Origin of the sequence: Ruegeria sp. (genome assembly GCF_040830605.1) — a bacterium.
Classification (GTDB): Bacteria; Pseudomonadota; Alphaproteobacteria; order Rhodobacterales; family Rhodobacteraceae; genus Ruegeria.
Window position 1 is genome coordinate 250,344 of sequence record NZ_JBFOMD010000001.1, and the last position, 15,060, is coordinate 265,403.

Sequence of the window (15,060 nt, forward strand, 5' to 3'; positions counted from 1 at the left end):
CAACGGACCGGAGACCCCATGAACGAAATCAAACAAGGCGACACGGTTCGCATCCACTACACCGGCACGCTGCTGGACGGCAAAACCTTCGACAGTTCCGAAGGGCGCGATCCGTTGGAGTTTGTGGTGGGATCGGGCCAGATCATCGCCGGTCTGGATGCGGCCATGTCCGGTATGACGGTTGGTGACACGAAGAAGGTCGAGGTGCCCTGTGTTGAGGCCTACGGCCCGATCAACCCGGCCATGCGTCAGGCAATTCCGCGTGAAGGCATCCCGGACGACATCCCGCTTGAGCTCGGCACACAGTTACAGATGCAGACGCCGGAAGGGCAGGCCCTGCCGGTGACGGTGGTCGAGGTGGACGAGGCAACGGTGACGCTGGATGCCAATCACCCACTGGCCGGGCAGGACCTGATCTTTGATATCGAAGTGGTGTCGATCAACTGATGCGTTGACTGCGGCGCGGTGGCGTTTCGGCTGATCGCGGAAACGCCTCAGTCTCCGATAACGGTCACGCCATGCCGGATCGTGACCTTGGTATTGGTGTTCTGGCTGACCTGGATTTCCGGGTCGGACGCGGAATCACCGCCGAAATCCGGCGACAGGTCCCAGTTGAGCGTGATTGCGGACGCTTTGGAGTCGGCAGGCGCTTCGGATGAAACGACATCGGCAACCGAGACTTCGACGGCAGGTGCTTCGGCAATCATGGCCGCAGTGGGCGCTTCGGTTGTCGTGGAAAAACCCGCGAGACTGCTGATTTGGAGTCTCACCGAGGGCAGGGACAAAACGACGAGTCCCATCATCGCGCCGCACATCAGCAGAAGCATGAGGCGCATGACCGTTCCGGCCCTTATCGAGGGTTGATTTGTGGGGGTGTCAAATTCCGTATCTACCTGTGCCATAGCATCGAGCCTGCCAAGCGAGTGTGGTCAAAACTTGGCAAGCCCGGGGAAAGATCAGGTCACATTGAGTCCGGCTGTGGCATGCCCAGAACGTGGAAACCGCCGTCAACCCGGATGATCTCACCCGAGGTGCAGGCGCCTGCATCCGAGGTCAGGTAGACGGCCGTACCGCCCACCGCTTCGAGCGTGGCGTTCGAGCGCATGGGCGCGTTCTGGTCACAGAACTTGTAGGTTCTGCGCGCGCCACCGATGGCGGCACCGGCCAGCGTTTTCATCGGGCCAGGCGAGATCGCGTTGACGCGGATGCCGTCAGGGCCAAGGTCGTTGGCCAGATAGCGGGTCGCCGATTCCAGCGCCGCCTTGGCCACGCCCATCACGTTGTAATTCGGAACCACCCGGTTCGAACCCTGATAGGTCAGCGTCAGCAGCGAGCCGCCATTGTCTTTCATCAGCGGGTATGCACGGCGCGCCACCTCGATGAAGGAATAAGCCGAGACATCCATCGAATGCTTGAAATTCGCCCGTGTGGTGTTCAGGAACCGGCCCGTCAGCTCGGACTTGTCCGAATAGGCAATCGCATGGACCACGAAGTCGATGGTGGGCCAACGCGCTGCCAGTTCGTCAAAGGCGCGGTCCAGCGAGGCGTCGTCGGTCACATCCGCGTCCACCATGAAATCGCTGCCGACGCTCTGGGCCAGCGGCTCCAGCCGTTTGCCGAACGCTTCGCCCTGATAGGTGAATGCCAGCTCGGCACCGGCTTCGTGCATGGCCTTGGCGATACCCCAGGCGATGGAGCGGTCGTTGGCCACCCCCATGATCAGGCCGCGTTTGCCTTTCATAAGATCCGACATTTTTTCACCCGTGATACTTGGAAAGGACCATTGACCCGTTGGTGCCGCCAAAGCCGAAGCTGTTGGTCATGACACTGTCCAGACCGGCGTTTTCGACAACCTCGGTTGCGACTTCGCCGGGATGGATGCCCTCAGCCAGCGTGTCGACATTGATCGACGGCGTGATGAAGTCACCCCGCAGCATCAGCAGGCAAAAGATCGCCTCGAGCGCGCCCGCCGCACCCTGCGCGTGCCCGGTCATGGATTTGGTCGAGGAGATCGGCGGCACGTTGCCCTCGCCGAAGATGCGGCGCACGGCTTCGACCTCGCCCACGTCGCCCACCGGGGTCGAGGTGCCGTGCGCGTTGATGTACGAGACCTTGCGGTCCTCGGGCAGGGTGGCCAGCGCCAGCCGCATGGCGCGTTCGCCGCCCTCGCCTGATGGGGCCACCATGTCATGCCCGTCCGAAGTGGCTGCATAGCCGGTCACCTCGGCATAGATCTTGGCGCCGCGCGCCTTCGCGTGTTCCAACTCTTCCAGCACCACGATGCCGCCACCGCCGGAGATCACGAAACCGTCGCGATCCTGGTCGAAGGCGCGCGACGCTTTCTCGGGCGTGTCGTTGTATTTCGACGACATCGCGCCCATAGCGTCGAACAGGCAGGAGAGGGTCCAGTCCAACTCCTCGCCGCCGCCTGCAAACATCACGTCCTGCTTGCCCAGCATGATCTGTTCCGCCGCATTGCCGATGCAATGCAGCGAGGTGGAGCATGCCGAGGTGATCGAGTAGTTGATGCCCTTGATCTTGAACGCCGTCGCGAGGTTCGCGGATATGGTCGAACACATGCATTTCGGCACCGCAAAGGGTCCGATCCGCTTGGTCGCGCCGTTTTTCAAAACCGTCTGATGCGCGGTCAGCATGGCGCTGGTCGAGGGGCCGCCGGATCCGGCCACCAGCCCGGTGCGCGGATTGACCACCTGATCTTCGCTCAGACCGGAATCGGCAATCGCCTGGCTCATGGCGATATGGGCATAAGCCGCGCCGGGGCCCATAAAGCGCAGGGTACGCTTGTCCACATGCTCGGTCACGTCGATCTTCAGCGATCCGGCGATCTGACTGCGAAAGCCATGCTCGACCATCTGCGCGTTCGCTTCGATGCCGGATTTCCCGGCCCTGAGCGATGCGGTGACCTCTTCGGCATTGTTCCCGATAGAGGAGACGATCCCCAGACCGGTGACGACGACGCGACGCATAAGCGTACTCCTGTGTTCCGTTCCCTAGTGCCCGCCGGTCAAGCTGGGGTCAGCTTTCCGACAATGCAACCTTCATGTCTTTGACCTGATAGATCAACTCGCCATCGGCCTCGACCCGGCCATCCGCCACACCCATGGTCAGGCGGCGGGTCTGCAGCGCCTTGGTGAAATCGATGTGGTAGGTCAGCATCTTGCGGTCCGGGCGGACCATGCCGGTCAGCTTGACCTCGCCCACACCCAGCGCATAGCCGCGCCCCTGCCAGCCGCGCCAGCCCAGGTTGAAACCGGTCAGCTGCCACAACCCGTCCAGACCCAGGCAGCCGGGCATGATCGGGTTGCCGGGGAAATGGCAGTCAAAAAACCAAAGCTCCGGTGTGATGTCGAATTCGGCCACCACATGGCCCTTGCCATGGGCACCGCCATCGCCGGAGATATCGGTGATCCGGTCCATCATCAGCATCGGCGGGGCGGGCAGCTGTGCGTTGCCGGGGCCAAATAACTCGCCGCGGGCGCATTTCAGCAGATCGTCCTTGTCAAAGCTGCTCGGGAATTGGGCCATTCTGCCGCCTCTCCTGCCATGGTTCTGTCCGTCGTATCAGGCCCCCTCTAGCACCCGTGCGCAAGGTCCTGCAAGAGCGGCCACGCTCTATGTCGTGACTGTAAAGCCAACCGTTGCGAATGAATTTCATTTGAATTTCCGCCCGGGGGCGCCTTATATATACTGTCAGCGAAACGCGGATGATAAGTCATGACGCCACAGAGCCAGGAAATCGCCACCGATTGGTTGGTCACTGCCGGTCTGCGACCGACCCGGCAGCGTGTTGCGCTGGCCGAATTGCTGGTTGGCGACGGCAAGCATCGCCACGTGACCGCCGAGAGCCTGTTCGAAGCCGCCAAGTCCACCGGCGCCGCCGTCTCGCTTGCCACCGTCTACAACACGCTGCGTGCCTTCTGCGACGCGGGCGTGTTGCAGGAGATCACGGTGGATGGCTCGAAAAGCTATTTCGACACCAACACCCACGACCATCCGCATTTCTTCTGGGAGGATGAGGGGCGGCTGTCGGATGCTCCGTCCGAGCAGCTGGTGATCCAGCGGCTGCCCGAAGCTCCGGACGGGGTCGAGATCGCCTCGGTCGATGTGGTGATCCGCCTGCGCCGCAAGGCCTGATCAGTCCTGCCTGAACATTTCCGATAGTACCTCCGTCGCTTCTGCCACCAGCGGATCGGCAGGGCCGGTTCCATGTCGGGCCAGCACCACGGATTCGCGCGCCTCGGGGTCCGGGATAGGCAGGCTGACAAGCGGCTTGCCGTCATAGCTGGCGGCGGCGGGCGGGTTGGTATAACTGACACCGACCCCTTCACCATGCGCGGCGAGGCTGCGCAGGATTTCCAGCGAGGCCGCCCGATGCGCCACAACCGGGTTCAGCCCCTTGCGGCGGAAGAGGCCCAGTACGTGTTGGGCTGACAGACCCTCCTCGGACAGGATCAGTGGATGGGAGGTCAGGGTCTCCAATGAAATCCGGCCCTGTTCGTTCAGCGGGTGATCCGGGGCTACCAGCGCGTTGGGGTGGCTTTCGAACAGCCGTTGCCGCGCAAACCCCGCATCCATGCCCAGATCATAGGTCAGCGCGATGTCGATCTGCCCTTTCAGCATGGCCGAGATCAGCGCCTCGAACCCGTCTGCCCGATAGGTGACGGTCGCATCCGGTAACGCAACGCGCAGGCCGTGCAGGGCAGGGGCCAACTGGAATGGGGCCAGATCGACGAAACATCCCAGTCGCAAACGGCGCGCGGCGGGGCGGGGGTGGGCCGGGTCTTCGATCCGGGCGGCGCGGGCCAGCAGCGCTTCGGCCTCGTCGATGAAGCGCCGCCCCTGCGGCGTCACCGCCATGGCCGCGCCGCGGCGGCGGATGAACAGGGGATGGCCCAGATGCGCCTCGATCCGGGTCAGCGCTGCCGACAGGGCGGGTTGCGAGACATTGAGCTGCCCTGCCGCCGCCGACAGGCTGCCCTGCCGTCCGATGGCGCAGACATATTCGTAGTGGCGGAGTGTCAGATATAACATCAGGTTATGTTCGTTTTTCGGAGATATGATTTGAACACGAATTGCAACTATGGGCAAATCACCGGGCCAACAGCCATTCGGAGGCCCCCATGCCCCATCCGCTCGTCACCCCCGAGATGATCGACACCTATCAGCGCGATGGCGTCGTTCTGGTGCGCGGCCTTTTTTCCGATCATGTCGACACCCTGCGCGCGGGTATCGATGCGAACATGGCCGAGCCGGGGCCGTATGCTTCGGAAAACAAGAAAGAGGGTGAGACCGGGCGGTTCTTCGATGACTACTGCAACTGGACCCGCATCCTGCAGTTTCGCGAGGTGATCGAAACCTCTCCGGCCGCAGAGGTTGCGGCCGACCTGATGCAATCGGACAGCGTGCAGATGTTCCATGATCACGTGCTAGTCAAGGAACCCGGCACCTCGATGGCGACGCCCTGGCATCAGGACGGGCCATATTACTTTGTCGAGGGGCAGCAGACCGTCAGCTTCTGGTCGCCGCTCGATCCGGTGAAAGAGGCGACGCTGCGCTGCGTGGCGGGCTCGCATCTGTGGGAGAAAGAGGTGCTGCCGACCCGCTGGGTTTCGGAAGAGGGGTTCTTTCCGGACGAAGGCCAGTACATGCCAATCCCTGATCCCGACGCCGAAGGGATGAAGATCGCCGAGTTCGAGATGGAGCCGGGCGACGCCGTGGCCTTCAACTATCGCATCCTGCACGGCGCGCGTGGCAACACGTCGCCGTCACGCCGCCGTGCATTTTCGCTGCGTCTGGTGGGCGACGACGCGCGCTATGTCGAGCGCCCGGGCCGCACCTCGCCGCCTTATCCCGGCCACGACATGCAGCCGGGCCAACGCCTGCGCGAGGATTGGTTCCCGATTCTCTTGAGGCGATGAAAGCCAGGAGTTCTTAAGCTTTGCGCTTCCTGCGCGCACGAAAGTAATATGGCCTCTCGGGGGGGTCAAAAACGCCCTCGTCAAACATCTGCTCTAACTTTTTCGGAAACATGTGGCGCATGAGCTGACCGCGCGCGACGTTTATTAGCCTCAGGGCACGGTTGCTGCGATATGTTCCCAAATACTCCTCAACGTCCTCCAAGCTGTCGTAGTGGAGTGGCTGATGAAAAAAGCGGTTTAACTCCTGAAGTGTCGCATGCACCTTCAATAGATCACGTAGATTAACTTCGACTGTTTCGCCCGCCGGGATGTTCTCATCAATTCCGAAATAGGTGAGTTTGGTTAGGTTCTTTGTGTATTTCTTCCGCAAGGATCAACTCCTGTCAGGTGCGCTTCCAAATTTTCTGCAATCAGGCTCAGTTCAGAACCACTGCCCCGGTTCCATCAGCCCCAGATCCAGCAACTGACCCGAAGTCCAGTCGAACGGAACCGAATTGCGCCAGCGAAAGCTCTGAATCTCGAAGGCCGAGCCGGGGTTGCGCTTGAGCGCCTTGGCGGTGCGGAAGGAACAGATGGCCGCCGTCAGGTTGTGGTGCCAGGGGCAGGCATAGGTGTTGTACTCCGGCTCGTTGAACGTGTGGTTCGCAAGCAGCTTCAGGCCCGGTTTGGATTTGAAGAGCGCGATGCGGTCGATCTTGCGGCTGTTGAAGGGGATGTGTTCCTCGAACCGCCAGCGCACGCCGCCAAAGAAATCCAGTTGCCGGTCCAGCGCGCAGTTGTTCTGCGTGTCCCAGCGGGATTGGGCGTAGTAGCCGGACCTGTCCAGCAGCGCCTCGTCCCGCGAGACCGCGTTGGGGTGCGCATTCAGATCGGCGGCGTAGAGGTCGATGACATAGGCCAGCATCGCGTCGCGCCGTTCCTCGGTGTGAAAGGCCAGCATCTCTCCGACAGTTCGGGATTCGCAGAAGGGATGGAACAGAAACTCGGCGTTATAGCAGTAGTACATCCAGATGCCCGGTGCGGCGTCGATGATCTGGTTGATCGCGGTCACGACGACCTCGCGCGGCCCGCACTGAAACGAGATGCGGTGTATTTGCGCCTCGACCTCTTCGGGCAGTTGAAAGGCGTCGGGCATGAACGCCAGGACAGTCTTGAAGCCGCGGTCCAGATGATGGTGCAGGGTGGCCTCGACCTCGACATCGTCCTCGACAAAAACCATCGCGACAGGCCCTTTGGCCAGCACACCGGCGCCGGTTTTCAGAAAAATGTCGAGCGTGGCATAGCGCATATGGCGGTCCTGATGCGAACTTCTGGCTTTCGGGGGCAAATTCGGGTAATTGCGCCAGCATTGCAAGCGGTGCCTGATCCGGATACATGGCGCCGATCCTGCGACTACAAAGGCCCGCTCCATGTCTGAACCCAAAAAGCTGTTCATCAAAACCTACGGCTGCCAGATGAACGTTTACGACAGTGAACGCATGGCCGAGGCGCTGGGCGGGCAGGGCTATGTCGAGACGCAAAGCCCCGATGACGCGGACATGATCCTGCTCAACACCTGCCACATCCGCGAAAAGGCGGCGGAGAAGGTGTATTCCGAGCTTGGCCGGTTCAAGGGGCTGAAGGCGGACAAGCCCGACCTCAAGATCGGGGTTGCGGGCTGCGTGGCGCAGGCCGAAGGCGAGGAAATCATGCGTCGCCAGCCGCTGGTCGATCTGGTGGTCGGCCCGCAGAGCTATCACCGCCTGCCCGAGATGGAGGCCAAGACCCGCGCGGGCGAAAAGGCTCTGGACACCGATTTCCCCGAAGAGGACAAGTTCGAGAAACTGAAAAGCCGCCCCAAGGCCACGCGCGGCCCCACGGCGTTTCTGACCGTGCAGGAGGGCTGTGACAAGTTCTGCGCCTTCTGCGTGGTGCCCTATACCCGTGGTGCCGAGGTCAGCCGTCCTGCCGACCGCATCCTGACCGAGGCCCGCGATCTGGTCGAACGCGGGGTGCGTGAGATCACGCTGCTGGGGCAGAACGTCAACGCCTATCACGGCGCCGGGCCGAACGGAGATACGTCTCTGGCCGGGCTGATCTGGGAGTTGAACAAGATCGACGGGCTTGAGCGCATCCGTTTTACCACCTCGCATCCCAACGACATGACCGACGACCTGATCGAGGCGCACGGCACCTGCGACAAGCTGATGCCTTATCTGCACCTGCCGGTGCAGGCGGGTTCGGACAAGATCCTGAAACGGATGAACCGCAGCCATACGGCAGACAGCTATCTGCGGTTGGTCGAACGTATTCGGGCAGCGCGCCCCGATATTCTGATGTCGGGTGATTTCATCGTCGGGTTCCCCGAAGAGACCGAAGAGGATTTTCAGGCCACGCTCGATCTGGTGGAAGAGGTCAGGTATGGCTACGCCTATTCCTTCAAGTATTCGACCCGCCCCGGCACCCCGGCCGCCGAACGTCCGCAGGTGCCCGAGGATAAGGCCACGGACCGCCTGCATCGCCTGCAGGCCCTGATCACCCGCCATCAGCGGGAGGTACAGGATGACATGGTCGGCCGCGAGGTCCGTGTGCTCTTTGAAAAAGCAGGACGGCTCGAGGGGCAGATGGTCGGCAAATCGGAATATCTGCACGCGGTCCATGTTGGCGGGGCCAACGTTACATCCGGTGATCTGCGACGCGTGCGGATCACCGCTTCGGGAGCAAATTCTTTGGCAGGAGAACTTGTCTGACAACCGGGCGAGGCCCTGCCAGGCCATAAGGGAGACAGCGAATGTTTGGCGTTAATTTAGATGAAGTTTTACGTAACGATTTCGCAAACGAGCTGAATTCCCGCGAGCGCCGAAAAGCCGACACAATTGTGTCAGGATATCCGGGCAGCGTCGTCTGCCAAGTAATGAGTGAATGAGGTTTCAAATGTTTAAGAAAGTCGGCAGGAGACCTGCCGCCTGCACGCGCCTGCTGGTCAGCGCGTCCATCATGGGCATGTGTTCCCTGGTGGCGTCAGACGCAGCCGCAGGGAATGTCCTCGATCCGGTCGCTGATCCTGAAGTACTTCGGCCCAAGGCCCGCGAGTTTGACTGGAGTGGTTTCTACGTCGGCGGTACCGTCGGATACACCTTTGGTCAGGACGACGATATCGGTCATACAAACCCGGCCGGTACACTTGTAGCCAGCCCAGGAACCCTGACGCCCAGCGGAACAAGTTTTGGCCTGCGGTTCGGCTGGCGCAACTGGCTGCCACTGGTTGATCGCAAATGGGTGTACGCGTTCGAGTTGGGATACGATACCGGAAGCATTTCGGATTCGTTTGTTGCCAGCACGCATTCAGCCGAGGTTGAGCTGGAAAACGCCAAGTCATTCCGGCTCAAGAGTGGCATCACCAGTGTCCGGGGCAACACGTTGTATTACAGCACGCTCGGCTATGTGCGGGGCGATCTGGATTATGCGGTGACCGGCTTTGCAGGTGGTGATCTGATCGACGTATCCGATCAGTCGGACCGAGACGGGTTCTTGCTGGGACTTGGGGTCGAACACAATCTCAACGACCGTCTGTCGTTGGTGTTCGAAGTGGATTACACCCGAATAAGCTCCTACACGCTGACTGATTCCGACGGGTCCTCGACGGTTGCGACGCCCAGTTTCAGCAACGTTCGCCTGGGTCTGAATTATAACTTCTGATCTGCGATGTGGGAGTTGTTGGCGGGGCCAGTTCTGAAACCGATCGGTTCCGAAGTTTCCGTCAGGCAAGCCACGATTTTTTGCCCTTGGCGCTTGCGCTGCCAAGGGCAACTTGGCTACGGTCGAAACAAACGCCAAGACAGGAGAACGGATTGGCCATCGGTGCAGTGACCCCACCGCCACAAGACATGCCCCCCAACGAGGTGCTTGTTGAATTTCCAGACAACAGATTGCTGATCGACCTGTGCGGTGAATATGACCGCAACTTGGCCGAGATCGAGCGCGCCTTGTCCGTGCAGATTCTGCGCCGCGGCAATCAGCTGGCGATCCTCGGAGAAGAGGCGCCGCAAAAGCAGGCCGCCGAGGTGCTGCACGCGCTCTATGACCGCCTGCAGGCGGGCCGCCCGGTCGAGGCGGCGGATGTGGACCGCGAGCTGCGCATGGGCAATTCCGAGCAGGGCACCGGCGTCCGTGACGGTGACCAGCTTGAGATGTTCAAGGGCGAAACGGTCGAGATTAAGACCCGCAAGAAATTGGTCGAACCGCGCACCGACGCGCAAAAGGCCTATGTCCGGTCTCTGTTCGAAAACGAACTGGCCTTCGGCATCGGCCCGGCAGGCACCGGCAAGACCTATCTGGCTGTGGCCGTGGGCGTGTCGATGTTCATGGGCGGCCATGTGGACCGCATCATCCTCAGCCGCCCGGCGGTCGAAGCGGGTGAAAAGCTCGGCTACCTGCCCGGCGACATGAAGGACAAGGTCGATCCCTACATGCAGCCGCTCTATGACGCGCTGAACGATTTCCTTCCGGGTAAGCAGCTGGCCAAGCTGATCGAGGAAAAACGGATCGAGATCGCGCCGCTGGCCTTCATGCGTGGCCGGACGCTGGCCAATGCGTTCGTGGTGCTGGACGAGGCGCAGAACGCCACCACCATGCAGATGAAGATGTTCCTGACCCGCCTGGGCGAGGGCAGCCGCATGGTGATCACTGGTGATCGCAGCCAGGTCGACCTGCCGCGCGGCGTGCAATCGGGGCTGACCGATGCGGAACGGCTGCTCAAGACCATTCCGAATATCGGCTTCAACTACTTCACCTCCAAGGATGTTGTGCGTCACCCGCTTGTCGCCGCCATCATTGAGGCGTATGAGGCCGATTCAGGCCGTCCCCAACCTTCTTCTGTTTGAAAATATCCCGGGGGTGTGGGGGCTGGCCCCCACTTGGGCTGAGACCGCAGATGACCGTCGATCTGACATTGGAAGACCCCCGCTGGCAGGACCTCGAAGCACTGGCCGACCGTGCGATTGCGGTCACTTTGGCGCACCAGCGTCTGGATTCAGAGATTTGCGAAATCAGTGTGCTGGGTTGCGACGATGCCCGCATCGCCGAGTTGAACTCGGAATTCCGTGCCAAGCCGCAGCCCACCAATGTGTTGAGCTGGCCCGCCGAGGATCTGTCCGCCGACACCCCCGGCGGGCAGCCGCACGCGCCTGAGCCCGATTTCACCGGTGAGATCGCGCTGGGTGATATCGCGATTTCCTACGACACTTGCGCGCGTGAGGCGGAGGCGACGGGAAAAACCATGTCCGATCACACCGCGCATTTGCTGATTCACGGGCTGTTACACCTTCTGGGGTACGACCATATCCGTGACCCTGACGCCACCTTGATGGAAGGGCTCGAAATCGAGATACTTGGCAAATTGGGTATCGATAACCCATATACTGAATAAGTGGGCCCCGGGGCCCGGTCATTTGGAACAGGAAAATGGGCGACACAGACGGCAGTTCTATGGCGGCGCAAAGCGCGCAACCCGAGAACGGCGATGACATAACCGAAGAGAAAACCGGATTTTTCTCCCGCATCATGGATGCATTCTCTTCCTCCGAAACACCGGAAGACGCGCAGGTCAACGGCCATCCGGCCTCGGCAGTACAGCCGCGCGGCATGATCAACCTCCGCCGCATGCGGGTCGAGGATGTGGCCATTCCAACGGCGGAAATCGTCTCGGTCCCAAACACCATTTCCAAAGATGAACTGGTGCAGGTGTTCCGCGACAGCGGTATGACCCGCATCCCGGTCTATGAAGGCACGCTGGACACGCCGCTAGGCTTTGTCCACCTCAAGGACTTTGCCCTCACGCACGGGTTCAACGGCAACTCCACCGAGCTTGATCTGACCGCCATGCTGCGGTCGCTGCTCTTCGTGCCGCCGTCGATGCCCATCGGCGTGCTGCTGACCAAGATGCAGACCGAACGCCGCCACATGGCGCTGGTGATCGACGAATATGGCGGCGTTGACGGCTTGCTGACCATTGAGGACCTGATCGAACAGGTCGTTGGTGAGATCGCAGATGAACACGACGCCGACGAGGATCAACTCTGGGTGCAAGAGAAACTGGGCTGCTACATCGTGCAGGCCCGCACGCCGCTCAAGGAGTTCGAAGCCGAGATTGGTTGCTCGCTGACCCATCACGAGGATGTCGATGAAGAAGACATCGAAACGCTGGGCGGGCTGGTCTTCATGCTGTCGGGCCGGGTTCCGGCGCGCGGTGAGGTGGTGCTGCATCCGGATGGTCCCGAGTTCGAGGTGATCGACGCCGATCCCCGCCGTATCAAACGTTTGCGCGTCATGCTGTCGGACCGCGCCGCATGAACCTATCGGCAGGCGGGCCATTCTGGCAGCGCATGGCCGGAGCGGGCGCGCTCGGTGTTCTCGCGGCCTTTGGGCTTGCTCCGCTGGGGATTTGGGTGGCAACGCTGGCAGCACTGATCTGCCTGCCGCGCCTGTTTCTGTCCTGCGAAACGCGCGGACGCGGGGCGTGGCTGGGTTGGGCTTTCGCGACCGGGTATTTCGGTTACGCGCTGATCTGGATCGTCGAGCCCTTCATGGTCGACCCCGAACGCCACGCGTGGATGGCGCCTTTTGCGCTGGTCTTCATGGCGGGCGGGCTGGCGTTGTTCTGGGCGGCGGCCTTCTGGCTGGCCAAAAGCCCCGGACGCTCGGCCAGTGCTCAGATCTGGCTGTTGGTTCTCGTCCTTTCATTGGCGGAGTTCGCGCGCGGTTACGTGCTGACCGGGTTCCCATGGGCCGGGCTGGCGCAAATCTGGGTGGACACCGGTGCAGCACAGATGCTGGCGCTTGTCGGCCCGAACGCTCTGGGTGCCCTGACCCTCGCAATCGCACTGCCGCTTGGCCTGTCGTTGGCCGGATGGCGCGGAACACGCGCGTTGGCAGGACATGCGCTGCCCGCGCTACTCTTCGCTGCTGCCGCACTGGGATATAGCGCGACCCGCCCTGAGGTGACCTCGACAGGGAAAACCGTCCGCTTGATTCAGCCCAACGCGCCGCAGCATCAGAAATGGGATCCGGCCTATGCGCCGGTGTTCTTTCAGAGGCAGGTCGGGTTCACGGCCGAAGGCGCCCGCCCGGACCTGATCGTCTGGCCGGAAACCTCGATCCCGGTTTGGCTGGAGAATGCCGAGCAAACGTTGTCGGTAATCGCTGATGCGGCGCAAGGCAGCCCGGTGGTGCTGGGCATTCAGCGCCGCGGCGGCGCGCGCATCTACAATTCCATGATCTATCTGGATGAAAGCGGTGCTCAGGTGGGGCTCTATGACAAACACCATCTGGTGCCTTTCGGCGAATACGTGCCCTTCGGCGATCTGATGGCGCGCTTCGGGCTCTATGGATTTGCGGCCAATGCCGGGCAGGGGTTCAGCTCTGGCCCGGGGGCGAGGCTGATCCAGCTTGGCGCCCTGGGCCGGGCTCTGCCCCTGATCTGTTACGAGGCGATCTTTCCGCAGGACATCCTGGCTGCACCGGATCGGCCCGAGATGCTGCTGCAGATCACCAACGATGCGTGGTTCGGAACCTGGTCGGGCCCCTATCAGCACCTCGCCCAAGCCCGGATGCGGGCAATTGAACAGGGATTGCCGATGATCCGGACGGCCAATACCGGCGTCTCGGCGATGATCGACCCGCTGGGGCGGATCGAGGCGTCGCTGCCTCTGGGTGAAGCAGGTTATGTCGACGCACAGCTGCTCGCGCCTGTGTCGCCGACGCTCTATGCCAGGACTGGCGACAGTCCTGTGCTACTGCTGCTGATCGTCCTGACGTTGGGGCTGTTGCGCATCACCCGTCCTGCCGGGAGATAATTACCGATTGACCATTCGTGCGGCAGCGCGTATCTCGTCCGTCGCCCGTCACAACGGCTTCCTGGCGTGACGGGCTGTTATCTCAATGGAGCGCTTTCATGTCCCGACAGAACTACATTTTCACTTCGGAATCCGTATCCGAAGGTCACCCGGATAAGGTCTGTGACCGGATTTCCGATGCCGTACTTGATGCTTTTCTCAGCGAAGAACCCGAAGCGCGCGTTGCGTGCGAAACCTTTGCCACCACCGATCGCGTGGTCATCGGCGGAGAGGTTGGGCTGTCGGATCAGAACAAGCTGCGCGAATATATGGGGCGGATCGACCAGATCGCCCGCGACTGCATCAAGGATATCGGTTACGAGCAGGACAAGTTCCACTGGAACACCTGCGAGGTGACCAACTTGCTGCACGAACAATCCGCGCATATCGCGCAGGGTGTGGATGCAGCAGAAGACAAGGACGAGGGGGCGGGCGACCAGGGCATCATGTTCGGTTACGCCACCACCGAGACGCCGGCGCTGATGCCGGCGCCGATCCAGTATTCCCACGCGATTCTGCGCCGCCTGGCCGAGGTGCGCAAAAACGGCAGCGAAGCGACGCTTGGCCCGGACGCAAAATCGCAGCTTTCGGTGGTCTACCGCGACGGTGTGCCGGTCGGTGTCAGTTCGATCGTCCTGTCGACCCAGCATTTGGACGAGGCGCTGACCAGCGCCGATATTCACGCGCTTGTTGAGCCTTACATCCGCGAAGTGCTGCCCGAGGGCTGGCTTACGAACGAGACAGAGTGGCATGTGAACCCCACCGGCAAGTTCGTCATCGGCGGCCCCGATGGCGATGCCGGCCTGACCGGGCGCAAGATCATCGTGGACACCTATGGCGGGGCCGCCCCGCACGGCGGCGGAGCCTTCTCGGGCAAGGACCCGACCAAGGTGGACCGCTCGGCGGCCTACGCGGCCCGCTATCTGGCCAAAAACGTAGTCGCGGCGGGCATGGCCGAGCGCTGCACCATTCAGCTCAGCTATGCCATCGGTGTCAGCAAACCGCTGTCTATCTACGCCGACACTCACGGCACGGGCGAGGTCGCACCCGCGGAGATCGAAAAGGCGGTGGCCGAAGTCATGGACCTGACCCCGCGCGGTATCCGCAAGCATTTGGGGCTCAACAAGCCGATCTATCAACGCACTGCGGCTTACGGCCATTTCGGCCGCGAGCCGAGCGCCGATGGCGGCTTTAGCTGGGAACGCGCGGATCTGGTGGACGCGCTGAAAAAAGCAGTCTGATCCGGTTCC

The 15,060-nt window shown here is 61.6% G+C and carries 17 protein-coding genes and 1 riboswitch; of the genes, 10 read left to right on the plus strand and 7 right to left on the minus strand.

Annotated features, from left to right (window positions below; genetic code table 11):
- Window positions 1-18 precede the first annotated feature (18 nt).
- Complete coding sequence (locus AB3N21_RS01120; RefSeq protein ID WP_367933482.1) at window positions 19-447, plus strand: peptidylprolyl isomerase; 429 nt, start codon at window positions 19-21, stop codon at window positions 445-447.
- A gap of 47 nt (window positions 448-494) precedes the next feature.
- Here AB3N21_RS01120 and AB3N21_RS01125 read toward each other — a convergent pair whose 3' ends face one another.
- The 4 genes from AB3N21_RS01125 to fabA are packed head-to-tail and all read right to left on the minus strand — an operon-like array spanning window position 495 to window position 3,546.
- The gene (locus AB3N21_RS01125; protein WP_367933483.1) at window positions 495-902 is read right to left on the minus strand and encodes a hypothetical protein; all 408 of its coding nucleotides are present in this window, start codon (window positions 900-902) and stop codon (window positions 495-497) included.
- A gap of 59 nt (window positions 903-961) precedes the next feature.
- A complete protein-coding gene (locus AB3N21_RS01130) occupies window positions 962-1,753 on the minus strand; it encodes an enoyl-ACP reductase (protein ID WP_367933484.1) in 792 nt (263 codons plus the stop codon).
- Between the two features lie 4 nt (window positions 1,754-1,757).
- The gene (gene fabB / locus AB3N21_RS01135; protein WP_367933485.1) at window positions 1,758-2,987 is read right to left on the minus strand and encodes a beta-ketoacyl-ACP synthase I; all 1,230 of its coding nucleotides are present in this window, start codon (window positions 2,985-2,987) and stop codon (window positions 1,758-1,760) included.
- Window positions 2,988-3,036: 49 nt separating this feature from the next.
- Window positions 3,037-3,546, minus strand: a complete 510-nt coding sequence (gene fabA / locus AB3N21_RS01140) for a bifunctional 3-hydroxydecanoyl-ACP dehydratase/trans-2-decenoyl-ACP isomerase (RefSeq protein WP_367933486.1) — start codon at window positions 3,544-3,546, stop codon at window positions 3,037-3,039.
- Between the two features lie 189 nt (window positions 3,547-3,735).
- On the opposite strand from fabA, the gene irrA reads away from it, so the two are divergent.
- Window positions 3,736-4,155, plus strand: coding sequence for an iron response transcriptional regulator IrrA (gene irrA / locus AB3N21_RS01145; protein WP_171176813.1), 420 nt, complete (start codon window positions 3,736-3,738; stop codon window positions 4,153-4,155).
- Here irrA and AB3N21_RS01150 read toward each other — a convergent pair whose 3' ends face one another.
- On the minus strand, window positions 4,156-5,052 hold the full coding sequence (locus tag AB3N21_RS01150) for a LysR family transcriptional regulator (RefSeq protein ID WP_367933487.1): 897 nt from the start codon (window positions 5,050-5,052) through the stop codon (window positions 4,156-4,158).
- Window positions 5,053-5,141: 89 nt separating this feature from the next.
- Here AB3N21_RS01150 and AB3N21_RS01155 point away from each other — a divergent pair, with 89 nt between their 5' ends.
- Entirely contained in the window at window positions 5,142-5,939 is a 798-nt protein-coding gene (locus AB3N21_RS01155) for a phytanoyl-CoA dioxygenase family protein (RefSeq protein ID WP_367933488.1), read from the plus strand.
- A gap of 13 nt (window positions 5,940-5,952) precedes the next feature.
- Here the strand turns inward: AB3N21_RS01155 and AB3N21_RS01160 are convergent, their stop codons facing one another.
- Together AB3N21_RS01160 and AB3N21_RS01165 are read right to left on the minus strand one after the other, a co-directional pair.
- Window positions 5,953-6,309: a hypothetical protein gene (locus AB3N21_RS01160; RefSeq protein WP_367933489.1), complete on the minus strand. Its 357-nt coding sequence runs from the start codon at window positions 6,307-6,309 to the stop codon at window positions 5,953-5,955.
- Window positions 6,310-6,360: 51 nt separating this feature from the next.
- Window positions 6,361-7,227: a hypothetical protein gene (locus AB3N21_RS01165; protein WP_367933490.1), complete on the minus strand. Its 867-nt coding sequence runs from the start codon at window positions 7,225-7,227 to the stop codon at window positions 6,361-6,363.
- A gap of 121 nt (window positions 7,228-7,348) precedes the next feature.
- Between AB3N21_RS01165 and miaB the strand changes: the two genes are divergently transcribed.
- The 7 genes from miaB (at window position 7,349) to metK (ending at window position 15,051) form a co-directional block, all read left to right on the plus strand.
- A complete protein-coding gene (gene miaB, locus AB3N21_RS01170) occupies window positions 7,349-8,668 on the plus strand; it encodes a tRNA (N6-isopentenyl adenosine(37)-C2)-methylthiotransferase MiaB (RefSeq protein WP_367933491.1) in 1,320 nt (439 codons plus the stop codon).
- A 184-nt stretch (window positions 8,669-8,852) separates the two neighbouring features.
- Complete coding sequence (locus AB3N21_RS01175; RefSeq protein WP_367933492.1) at window positions 8,853-9,617, plus strand: outer membrane protein; 765 nt, start codon at window positions 8,853-8,855, stop codon at window positions 9,615-9,617.
- A 152-nt stretch (window positions 9,618-9,769) separates the two neighbouring features.
- Window positions 9,770-10,801 carry a PhoH family protein gene (locus tag AB3N21_RS01180; protein WP_367933493.1) on the plus strand — a complete coding sequence of 344 codons (1,032 nt, stop codon included), beginning with the start codon at window positions 9,770-9,772 and terminating at the stop codon, window positions 10,799-10,801.
- Between the two features lie 50 nt (window positions 10,802-10,851).
- Window positions 10,852-11,346, plus strand: a complete 495-nt coding sequence (ybeY, locus tag AB3N21_RS01185) for an rRNA maturation RNase YbeY (RefSeq protein WP_367933494.1) — start codon at window positions 10,852-10,854, stop codon at window positions 11,344-11,346.
- A gap of 35 nt (window positions 11,347-11,381) precedes the next feature.
- Complete coding sequence (locus AB3N21_RS01190) at window positions 11,382-12,269, plus strand: hemolysin family protein (protein ID WP_367933495.1); 888 nt, start codon at window positions 11,382-11,384, stop codon at window positions 12,267-12,269.
- A complete protein-coding gene (gene lnt / locus AB3N21_RS01195) occupies window positions 12,266-13,771 on the plus strand; it encodes an apolipoprotein N-acyltransferase (RefSeq protein ID WP_367933496.1) in 1,506 nt (501 codons plus the stop codon). Before AB3N21_RS01190 ends, lnt begins: the two co-directional genes overlap by 4 nt.
- Window positions 13,772-13,813: 42 nt before the next feature.
- Window positions 13,814-13,864: riboswitch (SAM-SAH riboswitch) on the plus strand.
- A gap of 5 nt (window positions 13,865-13,869) precedes the next feature.
- Window positions 13,870-15,051 (plus strand): methionine adenosyltransferase, encoded by a 1,182-nt coding sequence (metK, locus tag AB3N21_RS01200; RefSeq protein ID WP_367933497.1) that lies wholly within the window; start codon window positions 13,870-13,872, stop codon window positions 15,049-15,051.
- Window positions 15,052-15,060: the final 9 nt, after the last annotated feature.

Bases quoted from the DNA above. Each gene is read 5' to 3' on its own strand.
- AB3N21_RS01120 (WP_367933482.1), top strand. From the start codon at position 19: ATGAACGAAATCAAACAAGGCGACACGGTTCGCATCCACTACACCGGC.
- AB3N21_RS01125 (WP_367933483.1), bottom strand. From the start codon at position 902: ATGGCACAGGTAGATACGGAATTTGACACCCCCACAAATCAACCCTCG.
- AB3N21_RS01130 (WP_367933484.1), bottom strand. From the start codon at position 1,753: ATGTCGGATCTTATGAAAGGCAAACGCGGCCTGATCATGGGGGTGGCC.
- fabB (WP_367933485.1), bottom strand. From the start codon at position 2,987: ATGCGTCGCGTCGTCGTCACCGGTCTGGGGATCGTCTCCTCTATCGGG.
- fabA (WP_367933486.1), bottom strand. From the start codon at position 3,546: ATGGCCCAATTCCCGAGCAGCTTTGACAAGGACGATCTGCTGAAATGC.
- irrA (WP_171176813.1), top strand. From the start codon at position 3,736: ATGACGCCACAGAGCCAGGAAATCGCCACCGATTGGTTGGTCACTGCC.
- AB3N21_RS01150 (WP_367933487.1), bottom strand. From the start codon at position 5,052: ATGTTATATCTGACACTCCGCCACTACGAATATGTCTGCGCCATCGGA.
- AB3N21_RS01155 (WP_367933488.1), top strand. From the start codon at position 5,142: ATGCCCCATCCGCTCGTCACCCCCGAGATGATCGACACCTATCAGCGC.
- AB3N21_RS01165 (WP_367933490.1), bottom strand. From the start codon at position 7,227: ATGCGCTATGCCACGCTCGACATTTTTCTGAAAACCGGCGCCGGTGTG.
- miaB (WP_367933491.1), top strand. From the start codon at position 7,349: ATGTCTGAACCCAAAAAGCTGTTCATCAAAACCTACGGCTGCCAGATG.
- AB3N21_RS01175 (WP_367933492.1), top strand. From the start codon at position 8,853: ATGTTTAAGAAAGTCGGCAGGAGACCTGCCGCCTGCACGCGCCTGCTG.
- ybeY (WP_367933494.1), top strand. From the start codon at position 10,852: ATGACCGTCGATCTGACATTGGAAGACCCCCGCTGGCAGGACCTCGAA.
- AB3N21_RS01190 (WP_367933495.1), top strand. From the start codon at position 11,382: ATGGGCGACACAGACGGCAGTTCTATGGCGGCGCAAAGCGCGCAACCC.
- lnt (WP_367933496.1), top strand. From the start codon at position 12,266: ATGAACCTATCGGCAGGCGGGCCATTCTGGCAGCGCATGGCCGGAGCG.
- metK (WP_367933497.1), top strand. From the start codon at position 13,870: ATGTCCCGACAGAACTACATTTTCACTTCGGAATCCGTATCCGAAGGT.